The 26,765-nt window shown below is 32.3% G+C and carries 21 protein-coding genes; 10 read left to right on the top strand and 11 right to left on the bottom strand.

Annotated elements, in window-relative coordinates; translation table 11 throughout:
- Nucleotide 1: 1 nt before the first annotated feature.
- Together HY951_07960 and HY951_07965 are read right to left on the bottom strand one after the other, a co-directional pair.
- Nucleotides 2–1,312: a hypothetical protein gene (locus HY951_07960; GenBank protein MBI5539977.1), complete on the bottom strand. Its 1,311-nt coding sequence runs from the start codon at nt 1,310–1,312 to the stop codon at nt 2–4.
- Nucleotide 1,313: 1 nt separating this feature from the next.
- Nucleotides 1,314–2,738, bottom strand: coding sequence for an MBOAT family protein (locus HY951_07965; GenBank protein ID MBI5539978.1), 1,425 nt, complete (start codon nt 2,736–2,738; stop codon nt 1,314–1,316).
- A 257-nt stretch (nt 2,739–2,995) separates the two neighbouring features.
- Between HY951_07965 and HY951_07970 the strand changes: the two genes are divergently transcribed.
- Genes HY951_07970 through rsmG form a run of 3 tightly spaced genes read left to right on the top strand, consistent with a single transcriptional unit; the run spans nt 2,996 to nt 5,375 of the window.
- Complete coding sequence (locus tag HY951_07970; GenBank protein MBI5539979.1) at nt 2,996–4,132, top strand: glycosyltransferase; 1,137 nt, start codon at nt 2,996–2,998, stop codon at nt 4,130–4,132.
- Complete coding sequence (locus tag HY951_07975) at nt 4,123–4,725, top strand: sigma-70 family RNA polymerase sigma factor (protein MBI5539980.1); 603 nt, start codon at nt 4,123–4,125, stop codon at nt 4,723–4,725. Before HY951_07970 ends, HY951_07975 begins: the two co-directional genes overlap by 10 nt.
- Nucleotides 4,726–4,757: 32 nt before the next feature.
- Nucleotides 4,758–5,375, top strand: coding sequence for a 16S rRNA (guanine(527)-N(7))-methyltransferase RsmG (rsmG, locus tag HY951_07980; protein MBI5539981.1), 618 nt, complete (start codon nt 4,758–4,760; stop codon nt 5,373–5,375).
- Between the two features lie 102 nt (nt 5,376–5,477).
- Here the strand turns inward: rsmG and phoU are convergent, their stop codons facing one another.
- The 7 genes from phoU to HY951_08015 all read right to left on the bottom strand — a co-directional run bounded on the left by phoU (nt 5,478) and on the right by HY951_08015 (nt 12,088).
- A complete protein-coding gene (phoU, locus tag HY951_07985) occupies nt 5,478–6,152 on the bottom strand; it encodes a phosphate signaling complex protein PhoU (GenBank protein MBI5539982.1) in 675 nt (224 codons plus the stop codon).
- Between the two features lie 46 nt (nt 6,153–6,198).
- Nucleotides 6,199–6,954 (bottom strand): phosphate ABC transporter ATP-binding protein, encoded by a 756-nt coding sequence (locus HY951_07990; protein ID MBI5539983.1) that lies wholly within the window; start codon nt 6,952–6,954, stop codon nt 6,199–6,201.
- A gap of 1 nt (nt 6,955) precedes the next feature.
- Nucleotides 6,956–7,834: a phosphate ABC transporter permease PstA gene (gene pstA / locus HY951_07995; GenBank protein ID MBI5539984.1), complete on the bottom strand. Its 879-nt coding sequence runs from the start codon at nt 7,832–7,834 to the stop codon at nt 6,956–6,958.
- On the bottom strand, nt 7,831–9,039 hold the full coding sequence (gene pstC, locus HY951_08000) for a phosphate ABC transporter permease subunit PstC (GenBank protein ID MBI5539985.1): 1,209 nt from the start codon (nt 9,037–9,039) through the stop codon (nt 7,831–7,833). The genes pstA and pstC overlap by 4 nt, the downstream gene beginning before the upstream one ends.
- Before the next feature lie 16 nt (nt 9,040–9,055).
- Nucleotides 9,056–9,889 carry a PstS family phosphate ABC transporter substrate-binding protein gene (locus tag HY951_08005; GenBank protein MBI5539986.1) on the bottom strand — a complete coding sequence of 278 codons (834 nt, stop codon included), beginning with the start codon at nt 9,887–9,889 and terminating at the stop codon, nt 9,056–9,058.
- An 85-nt stretch (nt 9,890–9,974) separates the two neighbouring features.
- A complete protein-coding gene (locus HY951_08010; GenBank protein ID MBI5539987.1) occupies nt 9,975–11,291 on the bottom strand; it encodes a porin in 1,317 nt (438 codons plus the stop codon).
- Nucleotides 11,292–11,392: 101 nt separating this feature from the next.
- Nucleotides 11,393–12,088, bottom strand: a complete 696-nt coding sequence (locus HY951_08015; GenBank protein ID MBI5539988.1) for a response regulator transcription factor — start codon at nt 12,086–12,088, stop codon at nt 11,393–11,395.
- Nucleotides 12,089–12,313: 225 nt separating this feature from the next.
- Here HY951_08015 and HY951_08020 point away from each other — a divergent pair, with 225 nt between their 5' ends.
- Both HY951_08020 and HY951_08025 read left to right on the top strand, forming a co-directional pair.
- A complete protein-coding gene (locus HY951_08020; GenBank protein ID MBI5539989.1) occupies nt 12,314–12,664 on the top strand; it encodes a hypothetical protein in 351 nt (116 codons plus the stop codon).
- 8 nt (nt 12,665–12,672) lie between these two features.
- Nucleotides 12,673–18,285 (top strand): gliding motility-associated C-terminal domain-containing protein, encoded by a 5,613-nt coding sequence (locus tag HY951_08025; protein MBI5539990.1) that lies wholly within the window; start codon nt 12,673–12,675, stop codon nt 18,283–18,285.
- Nucleotides 18,286–18,334: 49 nt separating this feature from the next.
- Here the strand turns inward: HY951_08025 and HY951_08030 are convergent, their stop codons facing one another.
- Nucleotides 18,335–19,459, bottom strand: a complete 1,125-nt coding sequence (locus HY951_08030) for a glycosyltransferase family 4 protein (GenBank protein MBI5539991.1) — start codon at nt 19,457–19,459, stop codon at nt 18,335–18,337.
- A 111-nt stretch (nt 19,460–19,570) separates the two neighbouring features.
- Between HY951_08030 and HY951_08035 the strand changes: the two genes are divergently transcribed.
- The 5 genes from HY951_08035 (at nt 19,571) to HY951_08055 (ending at nt 24,358) form a co-directional block, all read left to right on the top strand.
- The gene (locus HY951_08035) at nt 19,571–20,521 is read left to right on the top strand and encodes a nitronate monooxygenase (GenBank protein ID MBI5539992.1); all 951 of its coding nucleotides are present in this window, start codon (nt 19,571–19,573) and stop codon (nt 20,519–20,521) included.
- 13 nt (nt 20,522–20,534) lie between these two features.
- Nucleotides 20,535–21,353, top strand: a complete 819-nt coding sequence (locus HY951_08040; GenBank protein MBI5539993.1) for an alpha/beta hydrolase — start codon at nt 20,535–20,537, stop codon at nt 21,351–21,353.
- Nucleotides 21,354–21,420: 67 nt separating this feature from the next.
- Nucleotides 21,421–22,563, top strand: a complete 1,143-nt coding sequence (locus HY951_08045) for an acyl-CoA dehydrogenase family protein (GenBank protein MBI5539994.1) — start codon at nt 21,421–21,423, stop codon at nt 22,561–22,563.
- Nucleotides 22,564–22,595: 32 nt separating this feature from the next.
- Nucleotides 22,596–23,345: an electron transfer flavoprotein subunit beta/FixA family protein gene (locus tag HY951_08050; GenBank protein ID MBI5539995.1), complete on the top strand. Its 750-nt coding sequence runs from the start codon at nt 22,596–22,598 to the stop codon at nt 23,343–23,345.
- Between the two features lie 41 nt (nt 23,346–23,386).
- A complete protein-coding gene (locus HY951_08055; GenBank protein MBI5539996.1) occupies nt 23,387–24,358 on the top strand; it encodes an electron transfer flavoprotein subunit alpha/FixB family protein in 972 nt (323 codons plus the stop codon).
- Between the two features lie 256 nt (nt 24,359–24,614).
- On the opposite strand, the gene HY951_08060 is transcribed toward HY951_08055, so the two are convergent.
- Nucleotides 24,615–26,669, bottom strand: coding sequence for a T9SS type A sorting domain-containing protein (locus HY951_08060; protein MBI5539997.1), 2,055 nt, complete (start codon nt 26,667–26,669; stop codon nt 24,615–24,617).
- Nucleotides 26,670–26,765 lie beyond the last annotated feature (96 nt).

The following is a 26,765-nucleotide window of genomic DNA, read 5'->3' on the forward strand; positions in this document are numbered from 1 at the left end:
TTTATTTAGTTTCTTGTTCTGCCATCCATACAGCATCAATATGAATCATTTCTTCAAGAGTTTTATTCTGTTCTGATGCTTTTTTTCTTATAGCTTCCAGCCAATTTGGATCAGCTTTAATTGCATTTTCAAAAGCTATCACTCTCTCATTTTGTTCTGCTAAAGTGCCCGAATATATTGCATAAAGTTTATCAATATATCCAAAGCCAAAGTTAACAATGTTATGCTCTGTTGTAACAATTAGTACAATATCTCTGTTTTCTGTTTCCTGTTTTGCATCAAGTTTTTCAACATCAATATATTTATTTACAAGAGAATCTGGCCACGAAACAATTTTATTATAATACCAATAAACTGAATTGTTACCAAAAAGCTCAGAAAAATAAGGATAAAATCCCCAGAAACTCTGATTAAAACTATCTCCTATTGAAAGTATATCAGGCTTATTTTTGGTCTCATCTTTTTCAAAAACAATGTTAGGATAGTACATTTTCCAAGAAGGTATATCCCAAATCAGATTCATCCCCTTTCCAATATCATCATCAGTAAACCTTAAATCTACATCAGTTAAATATCCTGGCTCTGAATGAAAATTAACTAAATCTAAACCCGATTTATTTTCAATATATTTAAAAAGTGTATCAGCAACTAACGTAAGTCCATATCCACTCCAGTGTGTTCCACACTTAGGAAATAAAGGATATTGAGAAGTTTTCTTTATCTCTAAAAAATATTTTCGCATATCTAAACAATTGGCATTAACCCTTGCCATCTCTTTAGAGAAAAGATCATAGTTAGATGTTTGTGCCTTTGTTATATCAACATACGAAGGTAAGTTTTCTTTTAAAAAAGAAGCCTTGCCAGGTGCTATTAACATAACAAGAGTAATATTTCTTTTTGCTAACTCATTTTGCACAAAGAGATATTTATTAACCTTCTCCTCGACTTTTTCCTTTGTTAATAGATCTTTTCCTAATAAAGCATCAATATAAAAGTCCTGATATAAAACATCCTCTTTTCCAACAACAACATTACTTGCATGTGCTGTTTTAAATAAACTAAATTCAAATTGATTTCTAATTCTTATCAGAGTATTTCTAAAACCTATATGATCTTCAACGTATTTATTAAATTGTTCCTGAAACTCACCTGAAAACCAACCATCTTTACTAAATTTTGGCTTATCGGCTAAAGTAAATACCCCATCCAAACCAGCTTCGTCAAATATTTTAATTTTCTTTTGAATATCAGGAAATATTAATGAACAAAACATTAATATAAACAAACCATATTTTATTTTTTCTTTAATCATTTTAAAATCTGAAATAAATAAAAGGATTAAATCCTGAAGAAGTTATCGAACCTAAAGATATCATAAGAAAAGAAATACATAAAACAGTCATAACTGAATAACTAAGCAAATTATGACTAGTTGCATATAATTTACTTTCCAGTTTAAGACCTAATTTTATTGATGTACTAAAAGACAATAAAATTGCAACTACAAGTATTGCCCAAAATTGCATCGAGAAATGATTTGATAAAGTAAATCCATCGAAGTAAAACATCTTCTTTAAGAAACCTAATGCACCCATAAGTGTTTCTGATCTGAAGAAAACCCAACCAATCATAGTTAATAAAAATGTAAATGCTATACTGGGCCATTTCCCAATTTTATCAAGCCATTTTATTAAGAAAATTCTATCAAGAATTAAAAAGAAACCATGAAATGCACCCCATATAACAAAGTTCCATGCAGCTCCATGCCAGAATCCCGAAATAATAAAAACCAATGCTAAATTAAAATATAATCTTGCTTTTGAATTAACTCTGTTTCCACCAAGTGAGAAATACAAATAATCTCTCATCCATCTGCTAAGAGTCATGTGCCATCTGCGCCAAAGCTCTGTTATGTTTCTTGAAATATATGGGTTATTAAAATTCTCTGGAAAAATAAATCCCATCATTCTGGCAATACCTATTGCCATATCAGAATAACCCGAGAAATCGAAATAAATCTGAAATGTGTAAGCTAAAGTTCCAATCCATGCAAGTGGTGTAGTTAATTGATCGGCAGGTAACGAGAAAATAATATCTGCTTCTTTCCCCAACACATTTGCAATTAACACCTTTTTTGATAATCCTATAACAAATCTAAAAAAGCCGGTTAATCTGTTATCGATATTTTCATTATTCCCCCTGTTTTCAATCTGATCGGCAATTTCGTTAAAACGGATAATTGGTCCTGCAATAAGTTGTGGAAAAAACAAAATATATAAAGCGTAATCTGTTATACTTTTTAGCGGCTTTTTAACATTCCTGTAAACATCAATAAGAAAACTCATTTCGTGAAATGTAAAAAAAGAAATACCAACAGGTAAAGCAACTTTCATAAACGCATGCTGCTGAAATCCAAAAATGGATAACATCTCGTTTACATTATCAGTAAAAAAATTAAAATATTTAAAATAAAGAAGTAAGCCTATATTTATGGACAATGCAGCTACTAAATAATATTTTTTGGCTTTTCTCTGACTCTTATAAATTTGATTTGCAAAAAAGAAATCCATAATCATGGCAGCCAAAACCATAAATAAATATTTTGGCGCTCCCCAAGCATAGAAAAATATACTAAAAGCAACAATAACTAGGTTCTTATATTTTCTATCGATAAAATAATAAGCAAGTAATGCTAATGGTAAAAAATATAAAATAAAGAGGCTGCTACTAAAAACCATTTGTTTAAAAATATAAACCGCAAAAATAAGAGTTTTTAATAATTATGAGAACTTTAACTAATTTATTAATTAAGATAATTCATTTCACAAAATTTATTATTGTTATATTTTTAAATCATAAGAATTAAAGAATAGACTAATCTCTTAATTTTTTGAATTATACCTTGTGAATAATTCTTGTATTATTCAACACATAACAACCTTTTATTCATTATTAGTTTATTTAAACTTGCACTAAATTTTTTATCTTTATTTAAGTGAAAGAGTTGTTACAAACAACAGAGGGTGTTATTATATTATCTATAACAGGTTTATTTGCATTAAGTTTATTAATTCAATTGTTTTATTATTTGTTTTTCTACCTTAGACTAGCATGGGGAAAAGTTAAAATAAATGAGAACAATAACGAACCTGTTTCTGTTATTATTTGTGCCCGTGAAGAAGCAGAAAATCTGGAAAAATTTCTTCCATTAGTTTTAGAGCAGGATTACCCAAATTTTGAAGTAATTGTAGTTAATGATTGTTCTGAAGATCATACCGAAAACGTTTTAAAAAACTTTCAATTAAAATATTCTAATTTACGTTACACAACTATTAAAAAAGACGAGAAATTTACTCACGGGAAAAAATTAGCTCAAACAATAGGTATAAAATCTGCCATAAATGAAAAACTGATTTTTACAGATGCTGATTGTTACCCAACAAGTAATCAATGGATAAAAAATATTTCAGGAAGTTTTCAGTCTAAAACAGAAATTCTTTTAGCATACGGCGGATACGAAAGAGCTCCCGGTTTTTTAAATAAGCTTATAAGATTCGACACTTTTTTTATTGCTTTACAATACCTTACATTTGCACGTGCAGGCATACCATATATGGGTGTTGGCAGAAATCTTTCATATTTAAAGGGCTTGTTTTTCAGAAACAAAGGGTTTGCAAGCCACGCCCGCCTTCTCTCTGGTGATGACGATCTTTTTGTAAATGAAACAGCAACAAGCAAAAACACAAGTATTTTAATTAATACAGAAAGTATTACACGATCTATCCCTAAAAAAAAATTTATTTATTGGTTGCGTCAGAAAAAACGTCATAGAACCACGTTTCCAAGATATAAATTTTCTCATAAATTTCTTTTAGCCTTAGAACCAATTAGTAGGTTATTATTTTATGCCAGTTTCACTACATTATTAGTTTTTCAGTTTTTTCCATTATGGATAATTATTGCATTTTCTATTAGGCTTATAATACAATTACTTACTTTATATTTTGCAACAAAACGTTTGCAGGAAAAAGATTTATTACTATATTCGCCAATATTTGATTTGCTTTTTATTTTTATAGGATTCATGATCAAATTTTCAGGAAAATTTAGAAATCCATATGTATGGAGATAAACCATAATCTTAGCGATAAAGCCCTTCAGGATTACCAACTGGTGCAACAAGCCATTAAAGGTGATCAAAGGTCGTATGCTGAACTTATGGGCAGATATCGTGATGCCATTTATTTTATGTTGTTAAAAATGGTAAATAATAAGATTGATGCAGAAGATCTTACCATCGAAGCTTTTGGAAAAGCATTTCGTAATTTAAGCCAGTATTCACCTAGCTTTGCATTTAGTACATGGCTGTTTAAAATTGCATCTAATAATTGTATCGATTTTTTACGAAAGAAAAAGAATGATATAATTTCACTTGATACACCTAACGATTCAAGTGAACAAGATCAAAGCATTCCAATTCCTGCAAATGTTTTAGATCCCGAAGAGGCACTAATTAAAGATCAGAAATTAAGTGTAATGCACTTGATTGTTAGCAAACTTAAACCCCGCTACCGTAATTTAATTGAACTAAGATATTTTAAAGAATATTCATACGAAGAAATATCTCAGGAACTTGAGCTACCTATAGGTACCGTGAAAGCTCAGCTTTTCAGAGCACGCGAATTGCTATATAATATTATTAAGAATTCTCAGGAAAGTATATAACAATTGACAATTATTAATTGACAATTGATAATATGGATTTAATAAAACGCTTTTTTCCAAAATTCACAAATGAACAATTATTGGCATTTGAAAAATTAATGCCTCTATATACTGAATGGAACAGTAAGATAAATGTTATTTCGCGAAAAGATATGGAGAACTTATATGAAAGACATGTTCTTCATTCGTTAGCTATTGCACGATTTATTAAGTTCCAGAAAGATGCAGAAGTACTAGACGTAGGAACCGGTGGAGGTTTCCCAGGAATACCTTTAGCAATTGCTTTTCCCGATTCAAAATTTACATTACTTGATGCAATAGGTAAAAAAATAACAGTTGTTAAAGCTGTTGTTGAATCACTGAAACTGGAAAATGTCACAGCAATTCACGGTAATGTAATTGAACTAAAGCCTAAATTCAATTTTATTATTAGCCGTGGTGTATGCGCTTTCCCCGAATTTGTTAATCTCACAAAGAAAAACATTAAGCACATTAGCGGGGTACAAAAAAACGGAATTATTTATTTAAAAGGCGGCGACTTAAAAGAAGAACTTTCCGAGTTTAAAAACAAAGTTAAAGTTGAAGATATTTATAAATGGTTTCCATTAGATTTTTTTGACACAAAAAAGATTGTGTATTACCCACTTTAACTTTCACCAATATTTATTCACTTTGTTATTATCCGATTTTTTTAATCTTGTATTGTACATTTAACAACCGGCAATGAGCTTTTATCAATTCATAAAATTCTTCTATTCTTTACTTTTGCTTTTCTTTTGATGCTTAATAATTTTTGCTTCCATGAAAAAGATTAATTCTTCAGCAATATTTTGAATATGATCTCCAACCCTCTCAAGTTTACGAATAGCAGATAACACATTCATTGCAGTCATAACATCTTCAGGGTTATTTATAATGTAATCAGATACTATTATAGTTGCATCTTTATTTATCTTATTAATTGCTTTATCTCTTCCTAAAATATTTCTTGTATCCCAATTATTCTCAGTTTCAAAAGAGTTTAAACTGTCTTTTAACAGCTCCTTACATAAATTAAACATTTCAATTATATTAGTTGATCTTAATAATTCTTCTGAAACAGGATTTTCAAGATCATTTATTAATTTGCTAACACCATTCGCATAATCGCCAATTCTTTCAAGATTGTAATTAATTTTCAGCACAGTAAGAACAAATCGCAAATCAACAGCAACAGGACTATAAAGAGCTAAAATATTTTCGCAATCTATATCAATCATTAACTCAAATGTGTCAACCATTTTTTCGTTAATTTTGATATTCTGTATTAAATTTTTATCAAAATTGGAAAACACCAATTGAGATTTATCTACCTGACTATATACCAGTTGCCACATTTCAACTGTTTTTCTTTTTAACGATACTATTTCTGTTTCTAAATGATTCATCTTTTCTGTTTTTATATAATGTGATAACAATTTATTAATTTTACTATCAACCAAAGCGACCTGTAATGTAATTCTGCGTTTTAATATTTTTTGGATTGATAAATAACTCTTTTGTTTCGCCTATCTCAACCAGTTCACCCAAATAAAAGAAAGCCGTATAATCGCTTACCCTACCTGCCTGTTGAAGATTATGTGTTACAATTACTATTGTATAATTTGCTTTTAATTCGTAAATTAATTCTTCTATTTTTGCTGTCGAAATCGGGTCAAGTGCAGATGCAGGCTCATCCATTAATATTATCGACGGCTCAATTGCCAATGCTCTTGCAATACAAAGTCTTTGTTGTTGTCCACCAGATAATTCAAAAGCAGATTTTTTTAATTTATCTTTTACCTCGTCCCATAATGCAGCTTGTTTTAACGAAAATTCAACTTTTTCTTTTAAGGTCGACATATCATTAACACCGTTCACTCTTAAACCATAGGCAACATTTTCGAATATTGATTTTGGAAATGGATTTGGTTTTTGAAAAACCATTCCTACTTTTCTTCTTAGTTCAACAATATTTGTGTCTTTTTGATAAATATTTTCTCCTTCAACTGTTATTTCACCGGTAATTCTAACATTGTCTATAAGATCGTTCATTCGGTTAAATAAACGAAGATAAGTTGATTTTCCGCAACCAGATGGACCAATTAAAGCCGTTACAGTATTTGGCAAAAAATTTATAGAAATATCTTTTAAGGCCTGTGATTCGCCATAAAATAAATTTACTTTATTTGTTGTTATAATATATTCCATTTTAATTCATTTTAACTTTTTTTCCAAAATATTTTCTTAAAGCATTAGCCAGCAAGTTAACAATTAATACGAATCCAATTAGCACCATTGCTGTCCCGTAAGCTATAGGTCGGGATGCTTCAACATTTGTCCCGCTAGTTGAAATTACATAAAGGTGATATGGTAATGCCATAACCTGATCGAAAATACTCGAAGGAAGTTTTGGTAAAAAATATGCTGCAACTGTAAATAAAATTGGTGCTGTTTCGCCCGAAACTCTTCCTACCGACAATATTATTCCTGTAATAATATTAGGAAATGCCATCGGTAAAACCACTTTGCGAACTGTTTGCAACTTTGTAGCACCTAGTGCAAGGCTTCCATGCCTAAATGAATTATCAACTGATTTTAATGCTTCTTCTGTTGTTCTTATAACAACAGGTAAAACCATTAACCCTAAAGTAAGCGATCCTGCAATTATTGAATCGCCAAATCCTAATGTGTTTACAAATAATGACATTCCAAACAAACCAAATACAATAGATGGAATACCGGCAAGGTTATTTGTCATTAATTTTATAAAACGTTTATACCAGCTATCTTTGGTGTATTCATTGATATATATTCCAGACAAAACCCCTATTGGAATTGCAAAAATCATACTTCCTGCTACCAAACATAAAGTACCTATAATTGCCGGATAAATACCACCTTTGGTCATCCCGTCCTCAGGCATTTGAGTTAAGAAATTCCAGTTTATAACACTAATCCCATTATAAATAATAAAAGATAAAATGGCAATTAAACTAAGTACAACAATTGCACTAAAAACACGAAAAATATTGAATGCAACTTTTTCTTTTAAATTCTTTTTTCGTATGACTTTTTTACTGATAATCATCTTGCGTTATACTTTTTCTTTGAGGAAACATATCCTACTATAAGATTTATAGCCATAGTAATTATAAATAATATGCAGCCAAGTGCAAATAATGCTTTATAGTGCAACCCTCCTTGCGGAGCTTCTCCTAATTCGGCTGCAATTGTTGCCGGAATAGTTCTTACGGGTTCTAAAAATGAATGTGGAATAACTGCTGCGTTGCCTGTAACCATTAAAACTGCCATTGTTTCGCCAATTGCGCGGCCAATACCAAGTATTGTTGCTGCTGTAATTCCGGATCCTGAATATGGAATGATTACTCTATATATTGTTTGCCACTTGTTAGCTCCAAGTGCTAAGCTGGCTTCCTTCATTGCTTTTGGAGTTGTTCTAAGTGCGTCCTCAGAAATTGTAATAATTGTTGGCAATGCCATAATTGCTAATACTATACTGCCAGCTAATGCTGTTTCACCAACTGGTAAATCAAATATTTTTTGAATTCCCGGAACAATTATAACTAATCCAAAAAATCCATATACTACAGATGGAATTCCTGCTAATAATTCAATAAGTGGCTTTAAAATATTTCTTATTTTGGGACTTGTAATTTCTGCCATGTAAATTGAAGTGGCTAATCCTAACGGAAGAGCAATTAGTATAGCTCCAAAACTAACCCAAAGTGTTCCAAGAATTAATGGCAAAACTCCTAATTGTGCAGCTGGTTGTGCAGTCGGGAACCATTCTTTTTGAGATATAAACTGTGAAATATTAACTTTTGTGGTTGTTAATATTTTACCGGTAAAACCTTTTCCTGTATACCTTGTTGTAACAAATGCAATTGTTCCTGGATTTTTTTCAGTATAATCGCTTATACACTGAGGTAGATATTCAAAATTTTCACCAATTGCAGAATCGGAATAGAATTCTCCAATATTATCTATATTGAATAATGTTATGGAATCGTTTTTACCGCCAACTGTCTTCCAATTAGTAATATTCTGATCGAATATGTTTTTAATTTCATTTGCTGATAATTCATTAATCGGGTTATTTTTATTTACTACTAATGAAAACCCATCTTCAATTGGTGTTTGATTAAAAGTTCCTATTCCTTCTTTAAAAAGAAAAATAATAATAAGCACTATAGCCAAAGTGGTTATAGTGCTGCTTAAAAACAATGTTCCTTCTTTAAGCTTTTCAAATGTGGATTTTAAGAACTTAATCATTCTCTTAATATTCAAATTATTTTAAACTGATGTATCCAACTTCATTAACAACTTTTTGTCCTTCTTCAGATAAAATGTAATCAATAAATGTTTTTACTTTTGCAGCATCCTTTGTTAAGTAATAATAATATAACGGACGAACTACAGGATAAGTTTTATTTTTAGCATTTATAACATTAGGCTCAATAAATGTTTTTCCTTTATCATATGATATTTTTAACGCTTTTACATTTTTCTCCATGTATGCAAAACCGATATAACCAATTGCTCCTTTAGTCTGGCTTACAGATTGAACCATTGCACCAGTTGCAGGCATCATTAATATCGAGGTTCCGTAATTTTTGTTATTAAGTACATGTTCTTTAAAAAATTCATATGTTCCTGAACTTGATTCACGTGAATAAACTACAATTTTTTCATCATCACCACCAACTTCCTTCCAGTTTTTAATTTTTCCTGTAAATATTCCTTCAATTTGTTCACGGGTTAATTGGCTTACTTTATTTGCTGGGTTTACTATAACTGAAAGTGCATCGTTAGCAATAACTACTTCTTTATATGCCTTTCCTGCATCCTGTAATTTTAGTTTTTCGCTCATTTTCATTTTTCGTGAAGCCATTGCTATATCTGTTGATCCGTCAACAAATGCAGCAATACCAACCCCACTACCTCCACCGGTTACAGTAATTTTTGCAGATTTATTTTTTTTCATGAATGTTTCTGCTTCTTTTTGCGAAAGTGGAAGTACTGTATCGCTTCCTTTAATTTTTAAATTCACTACGTTTTGTGAATAAGCACTTATACTAATTAATGTTACTATAATAAGTACTGTTGTGATTTTTGTTTTCATTTTCTTAATATTTTATATTACAAATTTCGTCTTGTTGTATTAACTGAATATTTATTTTACCTTAAGTATTTATTAATTTATGCTTTTAAAATTTATATTGAACTCTTAAAGTAAACACATTGTCTTTTAAATCTTTTGTGTAGCCTGTTACATTTTTACTTGTTTCGTTTTTAACCATATCGTAGTAAGCAGTAATTTTAACATTATTATCCCAACGATATGCCAAGCCTAATCCAATTGTAGTGTATTTTAAATCATTCTTTCCTGTTTTTGCAACTTTAATATCTGCTGATGATTTTACTGTTTGTCCAATTACATCACCGGCAACATCAGTATTAGGATCATACCAGTCATATTTTGCTACAAATTGAAATTTTGTAGTCCATATATTTTGTAGAAAATAAAAATATGCTCCATTAAAGTTTCTTATATAATTATCAGTTGTTGGTTGTGTTGTTAAACTTGCAGTTGTTGAAGAAGTGCCAGGTTGCTGCCCTTGAATATATTCTCCACGAATAGTTGTCATTCCTATAGGAAGATCAAAATTTAGCTGAAAGTCACCACCCATATATGTGCGCTTTGCTATAGCACCGTAATTAGTTGTGTCATTATTTAAAACAAATGCCATTAGCCCCGAAGAATCAGCTGCGTTTGTATATACATTTTTTCTTCCCTGACGATACCCTCCATCATAATATGAAAAACCTAATCCATAAGATATTTTCTCTGACTTTGTAGATTTATCCATTCTTATTCGTCCGATAAAATCTTTCTTATAATCAAAATCAACTGCCCCAGAACCAGTTCCATTATACATTCCGGCCTCTGCTTTAATAAAATTCCATTTTGAAGTTTTTGGCATTTGAAAAGTTAACATAGCACCTAAGTCCCTTTCGCCTGGGAAAATAATTTGCGACATCCTACCACGTTCAGGTGATTCTCTTAAGCTTGAAGAATAACCTATTTCATAACCAAATGGTCGATTCATACAACCAACAGTTAATGAAACTGCTTTTGCCCATGGTTCTGTAAATTTTGCATATATATCTTTTATTGCAAATCCTTTTTCTGTAGCATCAATTTGAAATACATATTGTGATAACAATGTTTCATAACTAACTTTTACACGAGCTCTCCTTAACATGAAACGCTTATCGGAATTGGCATTGAAATTCCCTCCTGCAAAAGAAGCTATTCCGTTTGAATCTGACATTTGAAACTGAGGTTGTAAATATCCTGAGATTTTTATTCTCTTAAGCAAATCCATATCATCTTTGAGTTTGTTTACACTATTTGCCAATGTATCAAATGGACTTTGTTCTGTTTCTTGTGCTTTTATTACTAACGAGGTATTCATTATAAACAAAGCAATAATTACTTTTAAAAAAAATTGTTTTTTCATGTTTTTTACTTTTGATTTCGAAACAAAATTAAATTTCTAATATTAACTGGATGTTAAAAGTGTTTTATGGTAATCTTAATTGTCTGTTAAGTTTGAGTAAATTATTCTGAAAACCTATACCCAACACCCTTTTGAGTTTTAATATAATCTCCTCCAAGTTTTTCTCTTATTTTTCTTATATGAACATCAATGGTTCTATAAGTTGATGCACTGTTATCACCCCATATTCTGCTAAAAATTTCATCTCTCGTAAAAACTTTATCTGGTTTTGAAGCCAACATTGCAAGTAATTCAAACTCCTTTCTTGGCAAAATGATTTCTTTATTATTCACAACAATTAAATACTTTTCTTTATTAATAAACAATTTTCCTGGCGTTAAATCATAATTATTTACATCAACAAAAATCTTTTCTGCTCTTTTTCTTGTCAACATTATTCTTAATTTCATTATGAGCACTTTTGGACTTATTGGTTTTTTTATATAATCATCTGCACCGGCATTGTATGCAGCAATCTGAGAATAATCTTCACCACGAGCAGTTAAAAAAATTATTAATGAAGAGTCGAGCTTTTCGACTTTACGTAATTCAATACAAGTCATTATTCCATCCATTTCCGGCATTGTAACATCTAACAATATTACATCAGGAATATGCTTTTTAGCAAACCGAATGCCCTCTAATCCATTTTTTGCAGAATAAACTATAAAATCCGATTTTTCCAGATTATAAGTGAGAAATTCATGAATGTTTTCTTCGTCATCAACTATCAAAACAGTTTTCATTAATTCAGCCATAATTATTAGTTAACCTAAATTTGTCAACGTAAAATTATTTTATAAGTATTAACTGATTGTTAACTTCATATTAAGTGTTAGTTACCAAAAAATTACCATCATATTTATTTTTTTGAAAAAACCCAACACAATACGTTGACTAACAACCATTTTTTATATTTTAAATAATGCTATTGACAAGTATAACCCTTTAGCTTACCTTTGCATTCCTTAAATTAATTTTTTATGAAAAATATTTTTATTACAATAGCTTTTCTGGTAACCATTACACCTGGTTTTTCTCAAAATAAAGCTAATAAAATCGAAAAAACTGTTTATTTATACACATTTGAAAACCTTACTGAGCAAACACAACCGGATAAATTAGTTGCAGATGTATTAAAAATAAAATATATTAAAGAAGCAAAAGTAAATTGTAAATGGGAAAGCGGTAAGGGTCAGCTTATTTTTGTTGTTGAACAAGAAATTACAGGATCGGAAAATATTGAAAATATTAATCTGATACCTGTAAAAGAAGCTATCTTAAATAACAACCTCATGCCAATTGAATGCAAACCAAGAGAATCTGTAAAATAACAAAGAACATGAAAACAAAAATTTCACTTTTAATATTAATGTTGACACTTTCTTTCGGGACTTCATTTTCTCAATCAGATGGATGTTCGGGTGCCACTTCCTTACCAGTTACACTAAACTGCACAACCCCAACTGCAGGTACAACAACAGGAGCTACTCAAACAATTTCCGGTTGTGTTGGTACTGCCGACGATGATGTATGGTATACCTTTACAGCAACTGCAACAAGCCACGTAATAACAGTTGTTCCTTCTGCAAGTTTGGATCCGGTTGTTCAGCTTTTTTCAGGCTCTTGTTCTTCGCTAATTTCATTAAATTGTATGGACAATGGATTAACTGGAGAAACAGAAACTATTTCTGCTTCAGGATTAACTATTGGTGTAATTTACACTATCAGGATTTATCATTATTATGCTGGTTCCGGCTCTGGCACCTTTACAATATGCGTAACACAGGCACCAACTCCTCCTTCAAATGACAACTGTGTAAATGCCACACTTTTAAATGTAAATTCAAGTTGTAGTTATACTAATGCAACATCAGTTAGCGCAACCCAATCACAAGCTGGATGCGCAGGAACCGCTGATGATGATGTTTGGTTTAAGTTTATAGCAACTAATTCGGTTCAAACTATTACAGTAGATCCATCTTCAACAATGGACCCTGTTGTTGAACTTTTCTCAGGTTCATGCGCATCTCTTATTCAGGTAACTTGTATGGACGCAGGTTTTACAGATGGAAATGAAATTATTAGTGCTGTTGGGCTTATACCTGGCAACACATATTATATAAGAGTATATGATTACTATAGCGGAACAGGAGGCTCACCTTTTCAAATTTGTATAACAGGAACTCCAACAGCAGCACCAACTAATGACGAACCTTGTAGCGCCATTCAACTTCCTGCTGTAACATCAGCTTGTAATTTTATGAATTTTACAACTGTAGGAGCAACAACTTCTGCCGGTGCACCTGTGCCTTCAGCCTGTGCTGGTGGCTCTGCGCCACAACAGGGTGGATTTAACAATACACCACAACCAAAAGATGTATGGTTTAAAATTACTGTGCCTTCAAGTGGAATAATTACAATTACTACTCAGCCAGGTTATGGTATTTCTGATGGAGTTATGGCTTTATATTCAGGTACCTGTGCGTCCCTCACCCAAATTGCATGTTCAGATGATTATAATTACCCCGGTGCGGCTAATGATTTTAAACCATTTATTTTAGCATCAGGGCTAACATCTGGATCAACAGTATATTTAAGATACTGGGCTTTTAATGGAAATACAACTAATGTATTTGGAATTTGTGTATCAACTCCAACAAATGATAATTGTGCTAACAATTTATACATTTGCGATTTAAATAATTATTCCGGAACAACAAGTGCCGCCTACTCTACTGACCGACCATGCAACATGCGTGGAAATGCTGAGACTAATAATCCTCCAACTTATACATATACCCCTGGCACTTGCCAGGGTGGAGTTTTCGGTTTAGGAGGTGCATGGGGAACAGGTGCTCCAAATTGTGATGTTAAAATTGATAATAATTCATGGATACAGTTTACGGCATCAAATACAACTGCAACTCTTACTGTAAACATCAATAATTGTTTTGTTGGAAATTATCCTTCAGGTGGAATTCAAATGCAAATTTTTTCTGCAGGTTCTCCATGTTGCAACTATACTCCTGTTTCGGATTTTAAAGAAGGCTCTTCACAACTGACAATAACTGCAAACAATCTTACAATTGGAAACAACTATTACTTAATGATTGATGGATTTGCCGGAGATATTTGTAGTTATTCGCTTACTGCTACAGCAGGAGTTCAATTTCCGGATATTACGACTACAAGTACTTCTATTTGTGCAGGTCAAACAATAACTTTAAACGGACCAGCCGGTGCAAGTGCTTACGATTGGTCACCAGGTGGACAAACAACACAAAACATTACAGTTACTCCTGCATATAGTCAAACATATTCTTTAGAAGTTACCGGTGTTTGTGGTTATAGACAGACGCTTTCAATTCCTATTACAGTAAATAATTTTCCAATAGCTACTTCAACTAGTAATAGTCCATTATGTATCGGACAAACAATAAATCTTAGTTCTGGTGGCGGAGCTACATATTCATGGTCAGGTCCAAACGGATTCACTAGCACATTACAAAACCCAACCAGGTCAAGCGCTACAGCATTAATGGCAGGAACTTATTATGTTACTGTTACAAGTTCTGCCGGATGTAGCTCAACAAGCTCTACTCCTGTAACAATAAATACACTTCCTGCAGCAACTGCTAGTAATACCGGACCTTTTTGTCAGGGGACAACCATTTCACTTTCTTCATCTGGGGGAACTTCTTATAGTTGGTCGGGACCAAGTGGTTGGACTAGCACATTACAAAATCCAACACGTACAAATGCTACAACAGCAATGAGTGGAACATACAATGTAACTGTAACAAATTCTAATGGTTGTACCGCAACAAATAGCACTGTTGTAACTGTAAACACATCACCATCAGCAACAGCTGGCAATACTGGAGCATTCTGTGTTGGAAATTCAATTTCGCTAAATTCTTCAGGTGGTACAAACTATAGCTGGTCAGGACCTAACGGATTTACAAGTTCTGTTCAAAATCCAACAATAGCAGGTGCTACAACAACGATGGCAGGAACATATTATGTAACCGTAACAAATTCCAGTAGCTGTACATCAATTGCGTCAACTTCTGTTTCTGTAAATACAAATCCAGTAGCGACAGCTTCAAATAGCGGACCTTATTGTGCAGGTGCCACAATTAGTTTAAACTCATCTGGTGGAACCTCTTATAACTGGTCAGGACCATCCACCTTTAGCTCAACTGTTCAAAACCCTATTCGCCCAACATCAACAACGGCAATGTCAGGAACATATACAGTAACAGTAACAGGAGCAAATAACTGTACTTCCGTAACAACAACCAGCGTTATCATAAATAATAACCCCGTTCCTAATGCAGGAAGTGATGTTTCTATTCCCAATGGCACCTCAACAACATTAAACGGAAGTGCTTCCGGTGGAAGCGGCAACTATTCATACTCATGGTCGCCAACATCTTCACTAGTAAACCCAAACCTTCAAAACCCTCAAACAGTAAATTTAACCGTAACAACAATTTATACAGTAACTATAACAGATAACACAACAACTTGCACATCAACCGATCAGGTAACAGTAGTTGTTACAGGATCTATTTTATCTACTAACCCAAGCGCTTCTCCTTCTACAATTTGTTCTGGAAATACAACACAATTGTATGCAAATGCCGGAGGCGGTACCGGATCATACACATATACATGGACTTCATCACCGGCAGGTTTTAGCTCTAACATTGCTAATCCGACAGTATCACCAACAGTTACTACCACTTATTTTGTTTCAATTAATGATGGTTCAAACACAACCTCATCTTCTGTTACTATTACAGTAAATCCGTTACCCTCATTAACACTTAACAGCAACAGTCCTGTTTGTGAGCAAAATGTTATAAACTTAACTTCAACAAGTGGAACAACATATCAATGGAGTGGGCCAAATGGTTTTACTTCTACAAACCAAAACCCATCAATAAGTTCGGTATCATTATCTAATGCAGGAGTTTATTATGCAACAATTTCAAATAGTTTTGGTTGCACTACAACATCCTCTACGACAGTAACAATTAACACAATTCCAGTAACAACATCCGCTTCAAACAGTCCGGTATGTGAAGGCAATAATATAAATTTTTCTCTTTCAGGAGGAACGTCATGGAGTTGGACTGGTCCTAACTCTTTTACAAGTTCATTACAATCTCCTGTTATAACAAATTCAACACCGGCAAATTCTGGAACATATACCTGTATTATTAGCAATCTTCAAGGTTGTACAAATACTGAAAACATAGCAATAGTAGTAAATAATGGCATTACCGCAAATATTAACAGTAATAGCCCTGTTTGTGAAGGCAATAACATAAATCTTACCTCATCGGGCAGTACTTCATATATCTGGAGTGGTCCTAACGGATTTAATTCTACTTCACAAAACCCAGTTATTTCTACTTCTTCAATTTCTGATGCAGGTACTTATTACGTTACAGTATCAAATATTTTTGGATGTACATCTACTTCAACAACTAATGTAATAGTAAATTCGATTCCTGCTGTAACAATCAATTCAAATAGCCCAGTTTGTGAAGGTAATAATCTGACAATTACATTAACCGGCGGAGCTGTCTGGAACTGGACAGGACCTAATTCTTATACAAGCACTTTACAATCTCCAATGATAACAGGAGTTACATTAGCTAATAGCGGAACTTATACATGCCTTGTAACAAATAGTAGTGGCTGTACAAATAATGCATCAGTAAACATTATTATTAATAGTAACCCATTGGTTAATACTAACAGCAATAGTCCTATCTGCGAAGGGAATGCAATAAATTTAACAACTATCAGTGGAACTAATTATCAATGGAGTGGCCCCAACGGCTTTACTTCTACATTACAAAACCCCTCAATTAATACAGCCTTGCTTTCAGATTCAGGATACTATTCTGTTACGGTAACCAATAATTCAGGATGTACCTCAAGTGCTTCTGAAAGCATTACTATATTTGCAATTCCTCTGATTTCCATAATATCCAACAGTCCGGTATGCGAAGGAAATAATATTTCAATTACATCATCAGGCGGTGCAACATACTTATGGTCGGGACCAAATGGATTCTTCAGCAATACACAAAACCAAACAATTAGCAATGCTAATAATTTAAATAGCGGTATTTATACTGTTACAGCAACAGGAGCAAATGGCTGTACCACTTCAGCAACAACAACAGTCTCTGTTCAAAATCTTCCAATAGTATCGTGCACAAATACTACTCCACTTTGTGTTGGTGATCCAATTGAGTTGTTTTCTTCAGGAGGTACAACTTATAATTGGACTGGACCAGACTCTTTTATAAGTACAGATCAAAACCCTGTAATACTAAATGCGTCTTTATTAAATAGTGGAATTTATAATGTTACGGTTACAGATAATTATAATTGTACAAATATTGCTCAAACTTCTATAAATTACCCAACACCTTTAATTATTACAAGTAATGTAGAACAATATCCTTCAAGCAAAACAGGATCTATTACTTTAACAGTCAGTGGAGGTTCCGGTTCTTATCAGTATTTATGGTCAAACAATGCAACTACATCATCAATATCTGAACTACAAACAGGAACTTATATTGTTACCATTACAGATAATTTACTGTGCCAGTTAATTGATACATTTACAATTGACATTCCCTTAATAATTCCAACATTAATTACACCAAACGGAGATAATGTTAATGATGATTTCGAAATTATTGGAATTGGTGCATACCCTGAAGTAACAATAGAAATCTTTAATAGATGGGGCGACAAATTATTCCTTTTTGATGGTACTGGAGAAGAGTATTCTATTCAAACAAACAGATGGAATGGAAAGTTAAAAGGTAAAGATTTGCCTTTGGGTTCTTATGTGTTTATTGTTAATTTACATAATGATAAAGATCCTATTAATGGAGTATGCTCAATCGTAAGATAATTTTATATTTAATAAAATCATCCTTTATTCTATAATATAGTAACGATTTTTATCTTATAGTTTTCTCTATGCTATCCCAAAGCTTTGATGCTGTTTTATCCCAAGTAAATTCTTGTCTGCGCACTTTTGCATTCTCAACTAAAGACTTTCTTAAATCTTCATTGCAATAAATTTCCTGCATTGCATCAGATATAGAGTCAACATTAAACGGATCAACATAAAGAGCAGCATTACCACCTACCTCAGGCATTGATGATGTGTTTGATGTAATTACAGGCACTTCGCTATACATTGCCTCAACTATGGGTATTCCGAAACCCTCAAAAAGTGACACATATGTAACAGCCAATGATGAAGCTAACAATCTTTTCAATACATCTGTTTCAACCCTGCCAACAAAAATAATATCCTCTTTATGAATTATTTTTTTATATTCCTTTTCCATCTCTGCATTCCACCAATAAACTTTTCCTACTATAACCATCTTAACTTCTGCTTTTGTTATGGAAATAAATTTATCGAATGCTTTTAAAAGATTAATAATATTTTTTCGAGGATGAAGTGAACCGACATAAAAAAAATATGGTTTACCATTTGAATATTGTTTTCTTGTAAGAGTAGAGATTTCATCGGTTACAGGACCATACATTTCATTAGCTCCATTAAATACAACATCCATTTTATTTGCATCATATCCATAATGAGAAACCACATCCTGCTTTGAAAATTCTGACACTGTTGCTATTCTATCAGCCCTTTTAATAAATTTTGGAAAATATATTTCAAGATATTTTCTGGCTACAAATGGGATATATTGCGGATAGTGTACATAATTTATATCATGAACAACTTGCAAAATAGGAACCCTTTTTGAAAGAGTACTATAACCATCAGGTGTGATAAATAAATCTGCTCCAACTTTTTTCAACACACGAGGAATAACCCATTCAAACCATATATAATATAAAAAGGGATGTCGTGCAGGAGGTCCATATACTAATGGAATAACATTTTCAGAAAAAATAAATTCTTCAGAATATGGTCTGTCAAATAAAAAATAAAACTGATGCTCCGGATGATTTTTGGTAATTCTTTTGAATGTTTCAAATGTGAACCAGCCAATTCCTTCCAGATTACCTTTTTGAAGCAATCTTGTATTTACAACAATTTTCATTTCCTGCAAAGGTAATTAAATATTAAAAATAGAAAATTCCAGAAATTAACTCATTCTTTAAAAAAAGATTTAATTATATCTTTGCCGAGCCAACTACTTAATTTATATATTATGAATAGAATATGTCAACTTTTTAATGTTCAGTATCCGGTTATTCAGGCAGGTATGATATGGTGTAGTGGCTGGGAACTTGCCTCTGCTGTAAGCAATGCAGGTGGACTAGGACTTATTGGTTCAGGTTCAATGACACCTGAAATATTAACAACTCACATTAAAAAATGCAAACTAGCTACAAACAAGCCATTTGGTGTAAACATTCCTTTAATTTTTCCTTACGCAGAAGAATTTATAAAAATTATTATTAAAGAAAATGTAAAAATAGTTTTCACTTCTGCCGGAAATCCAGCAAAATGGACTGGATTTCTGAAAGAAAACGGAATTACTGTTGTTCACGTTGTTGCAAATACCAAATCAGCAAAAAAATGCGAAGAAGCCGGAGTTGATGCTATTGTTGCAGAAGGCTTCGAAGCCGGTGGTCATAATGGTAAAGAAGAAACAACAACAATGGTTCTTATTCCATTAGTTAAAGAAATAGTTTCAATTCCAGTTATTGCAGCTGGCGGGATTGGCAACGGAAGAACCATGTTTGGAGCAATGGCTTTAGGTGCTGATGGTGTTCAGATTGGAAGTAGATTTGTTGCTTCGATAGAATCATCTGCTCATCAAAATTTTAAAAATAAAATTATAGAAATAAAAGACGGCGACACTCAACTAACACTAAAGCAACTCGTTCCGGTCAGGTTAGTTAAAAACAAATTCTTTTTCGAGGTTGAACAAAAACAAAACCAAGGAGTAAGTACACAAGAATTATCAGAATTACTTGGTCGTGGCAGAGCAAAAATGGGAATGTTTGAGGGAAATGAAGATGAGGGAGAAATGGAAATCGGACAAATCTCAGCAATGATTAATGAGATAAAACCGGCTGCTGCTATTTTAAATGAAATTATTACAGATTACATTAAAATAAAAAAAGATTTTATTAACTCTAAAGAATCATTTTAAAGTATTATTCATAATGTTACCAGATTATAAAAAGACAGGTTATCTTTCTGTTCTTGATAAAAATATTTACTACGAATTATTAAATACAGATTACTTTTCCGAAAATAATCCACTAATTATTTTTCTGCATGAAGGTTTAGGAAGCTGTCGTCAATGGCATAACTTTCCAAAAGAAATTTCGGATTATACAAAATGCCCGGTATTAATGTATGACAGATATGGCTATGGCAAATCTGAACAAATAAACGAAATCAGAACTGTAAATTTTTTAAACAAAGAAGCTCTTGAATTTTTACCTGAAATTTTAAAAAAACTGCATTTCTCAAAATCAAAAATTATTTTAATCGGACATAGTGATGGTGGTAGTATTTCTATTATATACGCCGGAGCATTTCCAAAAAATGTAGTTGGACTTATTACAGAGGCCGCACATGTTTTTATCGAAGATATTTCTGTAAACGGAATATGTTTAATAGCAGATTCTGAAAATAAAGCTAAATGGATTAAAATATTAAAAAAGCATCATGGTGAAAACACTGAAAGCATGGTAAATAGCTGGACAAATACTTGCCTTATACCCGAGTTTAGACTTTGGAATATTGAAAACTATTTACATACAATAACTTGCCCAGTTATGGCTATACAGGGCGATTTAGATAATTATGGCACCTTTGCACAACTAGAATCAATTAAGCAAAACGTAAACTCAGAAGTAGAACTTCTATATATTCCTGATTGTGGGCACGTTCCGCATCAGCAAGCAACTGAAGTCGTAAAAAAGAATATGGTTAAATTTGTATTAAAGGTTAAAAAGAGACTTTCGGCAGTTTAATTTCCAAAATTATTTATAATTTTATGACAATAAAAAACTCGAATTATTAATCACTAAAATTATAACTATGAACTTTGAATTATCAGAAGAACAAAAAATGATTCAGCAAGCTGCAAAAGATTTTGCAGAACGCGAATTATTACACGATGTTATTGAAAGAGATGAAAAAGCTATTTTTCCAACAGAAGGTATAAAAAAATTAGTAGACCTAGGATTTTTAGGAATGATGACTGACCCAAAATGGGGAGGTGGTGGAATGGATACTATTTCATATGTACTTGCAATGGAAGAAATTTCAAAAGTAGATTCGTCAGTTGCAGTAGTCATGTCAGTTTGTAATTCTCTTGTTATTTGGGGACTTGAAACATATGGAAACGATGCTCAAAAAGAAAAATATTTAAGACCACTTGCAACCGGCCAAAAAATTGGTGCTTTCTTACTTTCAGAGCCAGAAGCCGGATCTGATGCAACATCACAACGCACTATTGCAGAAGATAAAGGTGATCATTATTTAATTAATGGAACAAAAAACTGGATTACAAATGCTAATTCAGCTTCTACATACATTGTTATTGCACAAACCTATCCAGATAAAAAACATAAAGGAATAAATGCAATTATTGTAGATAAAAACACCCCTGGTATAACATTAGGCCCACATGAAAAGAAAATGGGAATGAGAAGCTCAGATACACATTCTGTAATGTTTAACGATGTAAAAGTTCCTAAAGAAAATCGCATTGGAGAGGATGGCTTTGGATTTACTTTTGCAATGAAAACATTAGATGGTGGACGTATTGGTATTGCTTCACAGGCTTTAGGTATAGCATCAGGTGCTTTTGAACGCGCAGTAAAATATGCAAAAGAAAGAAAAGCATTTGGTACCGAAATCGCAAATCATCAGGCTATCGCATTTAAATTAGCAGAGATGGCAGTTAAAATTGAAAACGGTCGTAATCTTTGCTTAAAAGCTGCTTGGTTAAAAGATCAACATTTACCTTATGGATTAGCAAGCGCAATGGCAAAACAATATTGCGCTGATATGGCAATGGAAGTTACAACTGAAGCAGTTCAGGTTCATGGAGGTTATGGATATGTTGCCGAGTATCATGTAGAAAGATTAATGCGCGAAGCAAAACTTACTCAGATTTATGAAGGCACATCAGAGGTTCAGAAAATTGTAATTTCAAGAACAATATTAAAAGATTAATTTATTAACAATATAAAAAAGAAAGAACAGAAATGAAAATTTTAGTTTGTATTAGTAATGTTCCTGACACAACAACCAAAATCAAATTTGTAAATAACAATACAACATTTGATGCAACAGGTGTACAATGGATTATTAATCCATGGGACGAACTTGCATTAACAAGAGCAATTGAATTAAAGGAGGCACATGCTGGTGCAATCACAGAAATTACAGTTGTAAATGTTGGATTACCAACAACAGAACCTACTATCAGAAAAGCACTTGCTATTGGAGCTGACAAAGCTATCAGAGTAAATGCAGACCCAAAAGACGCTTATACTGTAGCTCTTCAACTTTCTGAAATTATAAAGAAAGATTCTTATGATATTATTCTTTGTGGAATAGAATCGAGCGACTATAACGGAACTTCTGTTGGTGGTATGTTATCAGAGTTGGTAGATTATCCTTCTGTTTCTGCAGTTTCATTTATTGACATTGAAGGCGACCAGCTTAAACTAAAAAGAGAAATTGATGGTGGTCAGGAAATTATTGGCATCTCAACTCCTTTTATTGGAATAGTTCAGAAAGGTATTGCAAAAGATGCACGTATTCCTAATATGAGAGGAATTATGATGGCAAAAACTAAACCTTTGCAAGTTGTTGAACCGGTTTCTGCTGATTTATATACAGATTTTGTAAGCTTCGATTACCCTAAATCAAAAGCAGCCTGCAAAAAAGTAGATCCAGAGAATGTAAAAGAACTTGTAAACTTACTTCATAATGAAGCAAAGGTTATTTAACAAAGTGTCAATATTTATAAATCTAAAAAACTTAATATAATATGTCAATTTTAGTTTTTGCAGAAAATTGGGATGGAAAGTTTAAAAAACAAACTTTTGAACTTATTTCATATGCCCATGCCTTATCAAAATCAATGAATACAACAGTATCTGCTATTTCTATCGGAAAAGTAGATAGCGAAGAGCTCAATAAACTTGGAACATATGGAGCATCTAAAGTGTTAAATGTTACAGATTGTCGTTTATATAATCTTGATAACAAAGCATACACGATGGCAATTGCTCAGGCAGCGGCAAAAGAAAATTCTAAAGTTATTGTATTTGCTCAAAACAATACAGGAAAAGCAATTTCTCCTAGAGTTTCTATAAGATTAAAAGCAGGATTAGCTTCAGGTGTAATTGGTTTGCCAACTTCATTTGAACCTTTTACTATTGTTAAGAAAACATATACAGCCAAAGCATTAGCAAATGTAGTTATTAAAACAGATGTTAAAATAATTACACTTTCACAGAATGCATTTGGTATTGTTGAGAATCCTACAACTGCTAATATTGAAAACTTTGCACCAGAAATAGCTGATACAGATATTAAATCTACAGTTATTGAAGTTAACAAAGTAACAGGAAAAATTCTTTTAACCGATGCCGAAATAGTTGTTTCGGGCGGTAGAGGAATGAAAGGACCAGAAAACTGGGGCGGTATTGAAGAGTTGGCTCAAATTTTAGGTGCAGCAACTGCTTGTTCGCGCCCGGTATCTGACGAAGGTTGGAGAACTCATGAAGAACATACCGGACAAACCGGAAAAATTATTGCTCCTAATCTTTATTTTGCATTTGGTATTTCAGGTGCAATTCAGCATTTAGGTGGAATCAGCTCATCAAAATGTATAGTAGCTGTTAATAAAGATCCTGATGCTCCTATTTTTGAAGCTGCTGATTATGGTATTGTTGGCGATGCTTTAAAAGTTATTCCTGAATTAATTGCTGCGATTAAAGAATTAAAAGCAAATTAACATTGTACACAGAAAACAAAAAACCTCGCAAATTGCGAGGTTTTTTGTTTAACCGTTTTGTCATTCTGTCCGCCGCGGCAGAGTAGTGAAGAATCTATTTTAACATACATTGATTACTTGGGATTGTAATTTCCTTTTTTTATTGTTTAACTATTCAGCTCAGATGGATTTATAATACATCTGCAAAATATTGAAAATGCTCCTCTGGATTTACAATCCAGAGATAAATACTTTGGGGATTTGTAATCCCCTCTTCTTACTGCACCACAATTTTCTCAGTTGAATAACTATTATCAGTATATAACTTCACAAAATAAATTCCTTTTGAAAAATTGGAAATATCAATTTCCATATTATCTTGAATATTGTTAGTAGTATTAAAAATTACCTCACCCAATACATTTGCAATTTCAATAGCACTAACTCCATTAACATTTGTTATAGTAAATTTTCCACTTGAAGGATTTGGGTATACTGATAATTTTGATGTTTTATTGTTTTCTTTAATACCAGTAATTTCTGATAGTGCTCTTTTCCATACACCATTACTACTTGTACCAACATATATATAACTGTCTTTTACAAAAATAGAACTAACAGAATAATTTATTAAACCAGTACTGATATCTAACCAATTTATACCTTCGTCATTCGAGAAAAATACGCCTTCATTTGTTCCTAAATAAATATTGGCATTATCAGTTGCAAAAGAATAAACAAAAGCATTTATTATTCCAGTATTTATACTTGTCCATGTTGTACCATTGTCTGTTGATTTAAAAAGACCACCACAATCTGCAAAAATACTAGTTCCAACAATATCCAATGATTGAGCAGAGCAACTAGGTAAACTTGTTAAGGACCATGAAGCACCGTCATTTGTTGATTTAAATACTCCATCATCAGTTGCTGCAAAAATATTTTGCCCGCTTACTAATAAATCAGTTATATTTAGATTAGTTAAGCCGGTAATTGACGGAACCCAACTGACACCATTATTTATCGATTTATAAACCCCACATCCTGACAATCCTCCAATTCCCGCAAAAAGAATCGCATCCTTAAGAACTATAGCGTTTACTCTATTGTTAGTAATAGTTAATCCTGAATTCACAGTTGTCCAACTTATCCCATTGTCTGAAGATTTAAAAATTCCTTTACCCCAAGTTCCAGCAAAAATCTCAGTTCCATTAACCAATAAAGAAAAAGTCTCTTTAGTGGTTATGCCTGTATTAACTGTCAACCAGCTATCTCCATTATCTGTTGATTTAAATATTCCATTATAATCAGTACTAACTAAAATATTATTACCAATTTCAGCTATGGTATTTACTCTTGTATTTATAAAATTATTATTTATTTCTATCCAATTTAAATCATTATTATTTGTTTTATAAATACCCTCATTTAATGTCCCTGCATAAACAGTTGTTCCACTAACTGCAAAAGACCATATATATGAACCAAATAAACCAGAAGTGCTCACCTCAGTCCAGCTTGCACCATCATCTGAAGATAAAAAAATACCATGTGAAGTTCCTGCATAAACATGTGCTCCACATACTGTAAAAGCATTTACGATAAAATCATTAGTATGAGTAAATCCCTCATTTACTGCAGACCAATTTAAACCATCATTAGTTGACAAATAAACACCACCTTGCCATGTGCCTGCAAAAATATTATTTCCTTTTACTGCTAAAGATTTAACATAATAATTCAATCCTGTACTTACAGATGTCCAATTTCCACCATTATTTGAAGACAAAAACACACCACCACCAAAAGTACCGGCAAAAAGATTGCTACCACTAAATACTAATGAGGTTACATCTAAATTAGTTAAACCAGTATTTATTGAAGACCAAGAACTTCCATTATTATTTGAAACATAAATCCCCTTATTGGTACCTGCATATAAGTTGGTACCATTAACCGTTAAAAAATTTATGTTTGTTGCAGAATGAGGAATACCTGAATCAACTGCAATCCAGGAAATCCCGTTATCGGATGACATTGAAATTAATGCATTAGTATTAGAAAAAACAGCAAAAATATTTGTATTAATAACAGCTAAAGAACGAACGGTTAGCTGTTGATTTGTTGTCCCAGTTTTTAAGACATTCCAATTTACACCTTCATCTGTTGATAAAAATAATCCTCCACCTTCAGTTCCCGCTAAAACATTAGGTCCGCTAATTACGATAGATTGTACACATCCTTTATTTGGACCACCTGTCTGCTGCCATTGGGCATTTGTTGTTAATGTTATAATAATAATGCTAGTTAATAACGTGTATATTTTTTTCATAATTCTTTTTTTTAATATTAAATAAATATACTCTTTTTTACTGTCAAAACAAAATAATTTTGTATTAACAACGTGCCTAACCCTCCTAACAACATT

The organism is Bacteroidia bacterium, from assembly GCA_016218155.1.
GTDB lineage: Bacteria > Bacteroidota > Bacteroidia > Bacteroidales > GWA2-32-17 > GWA2-32-17.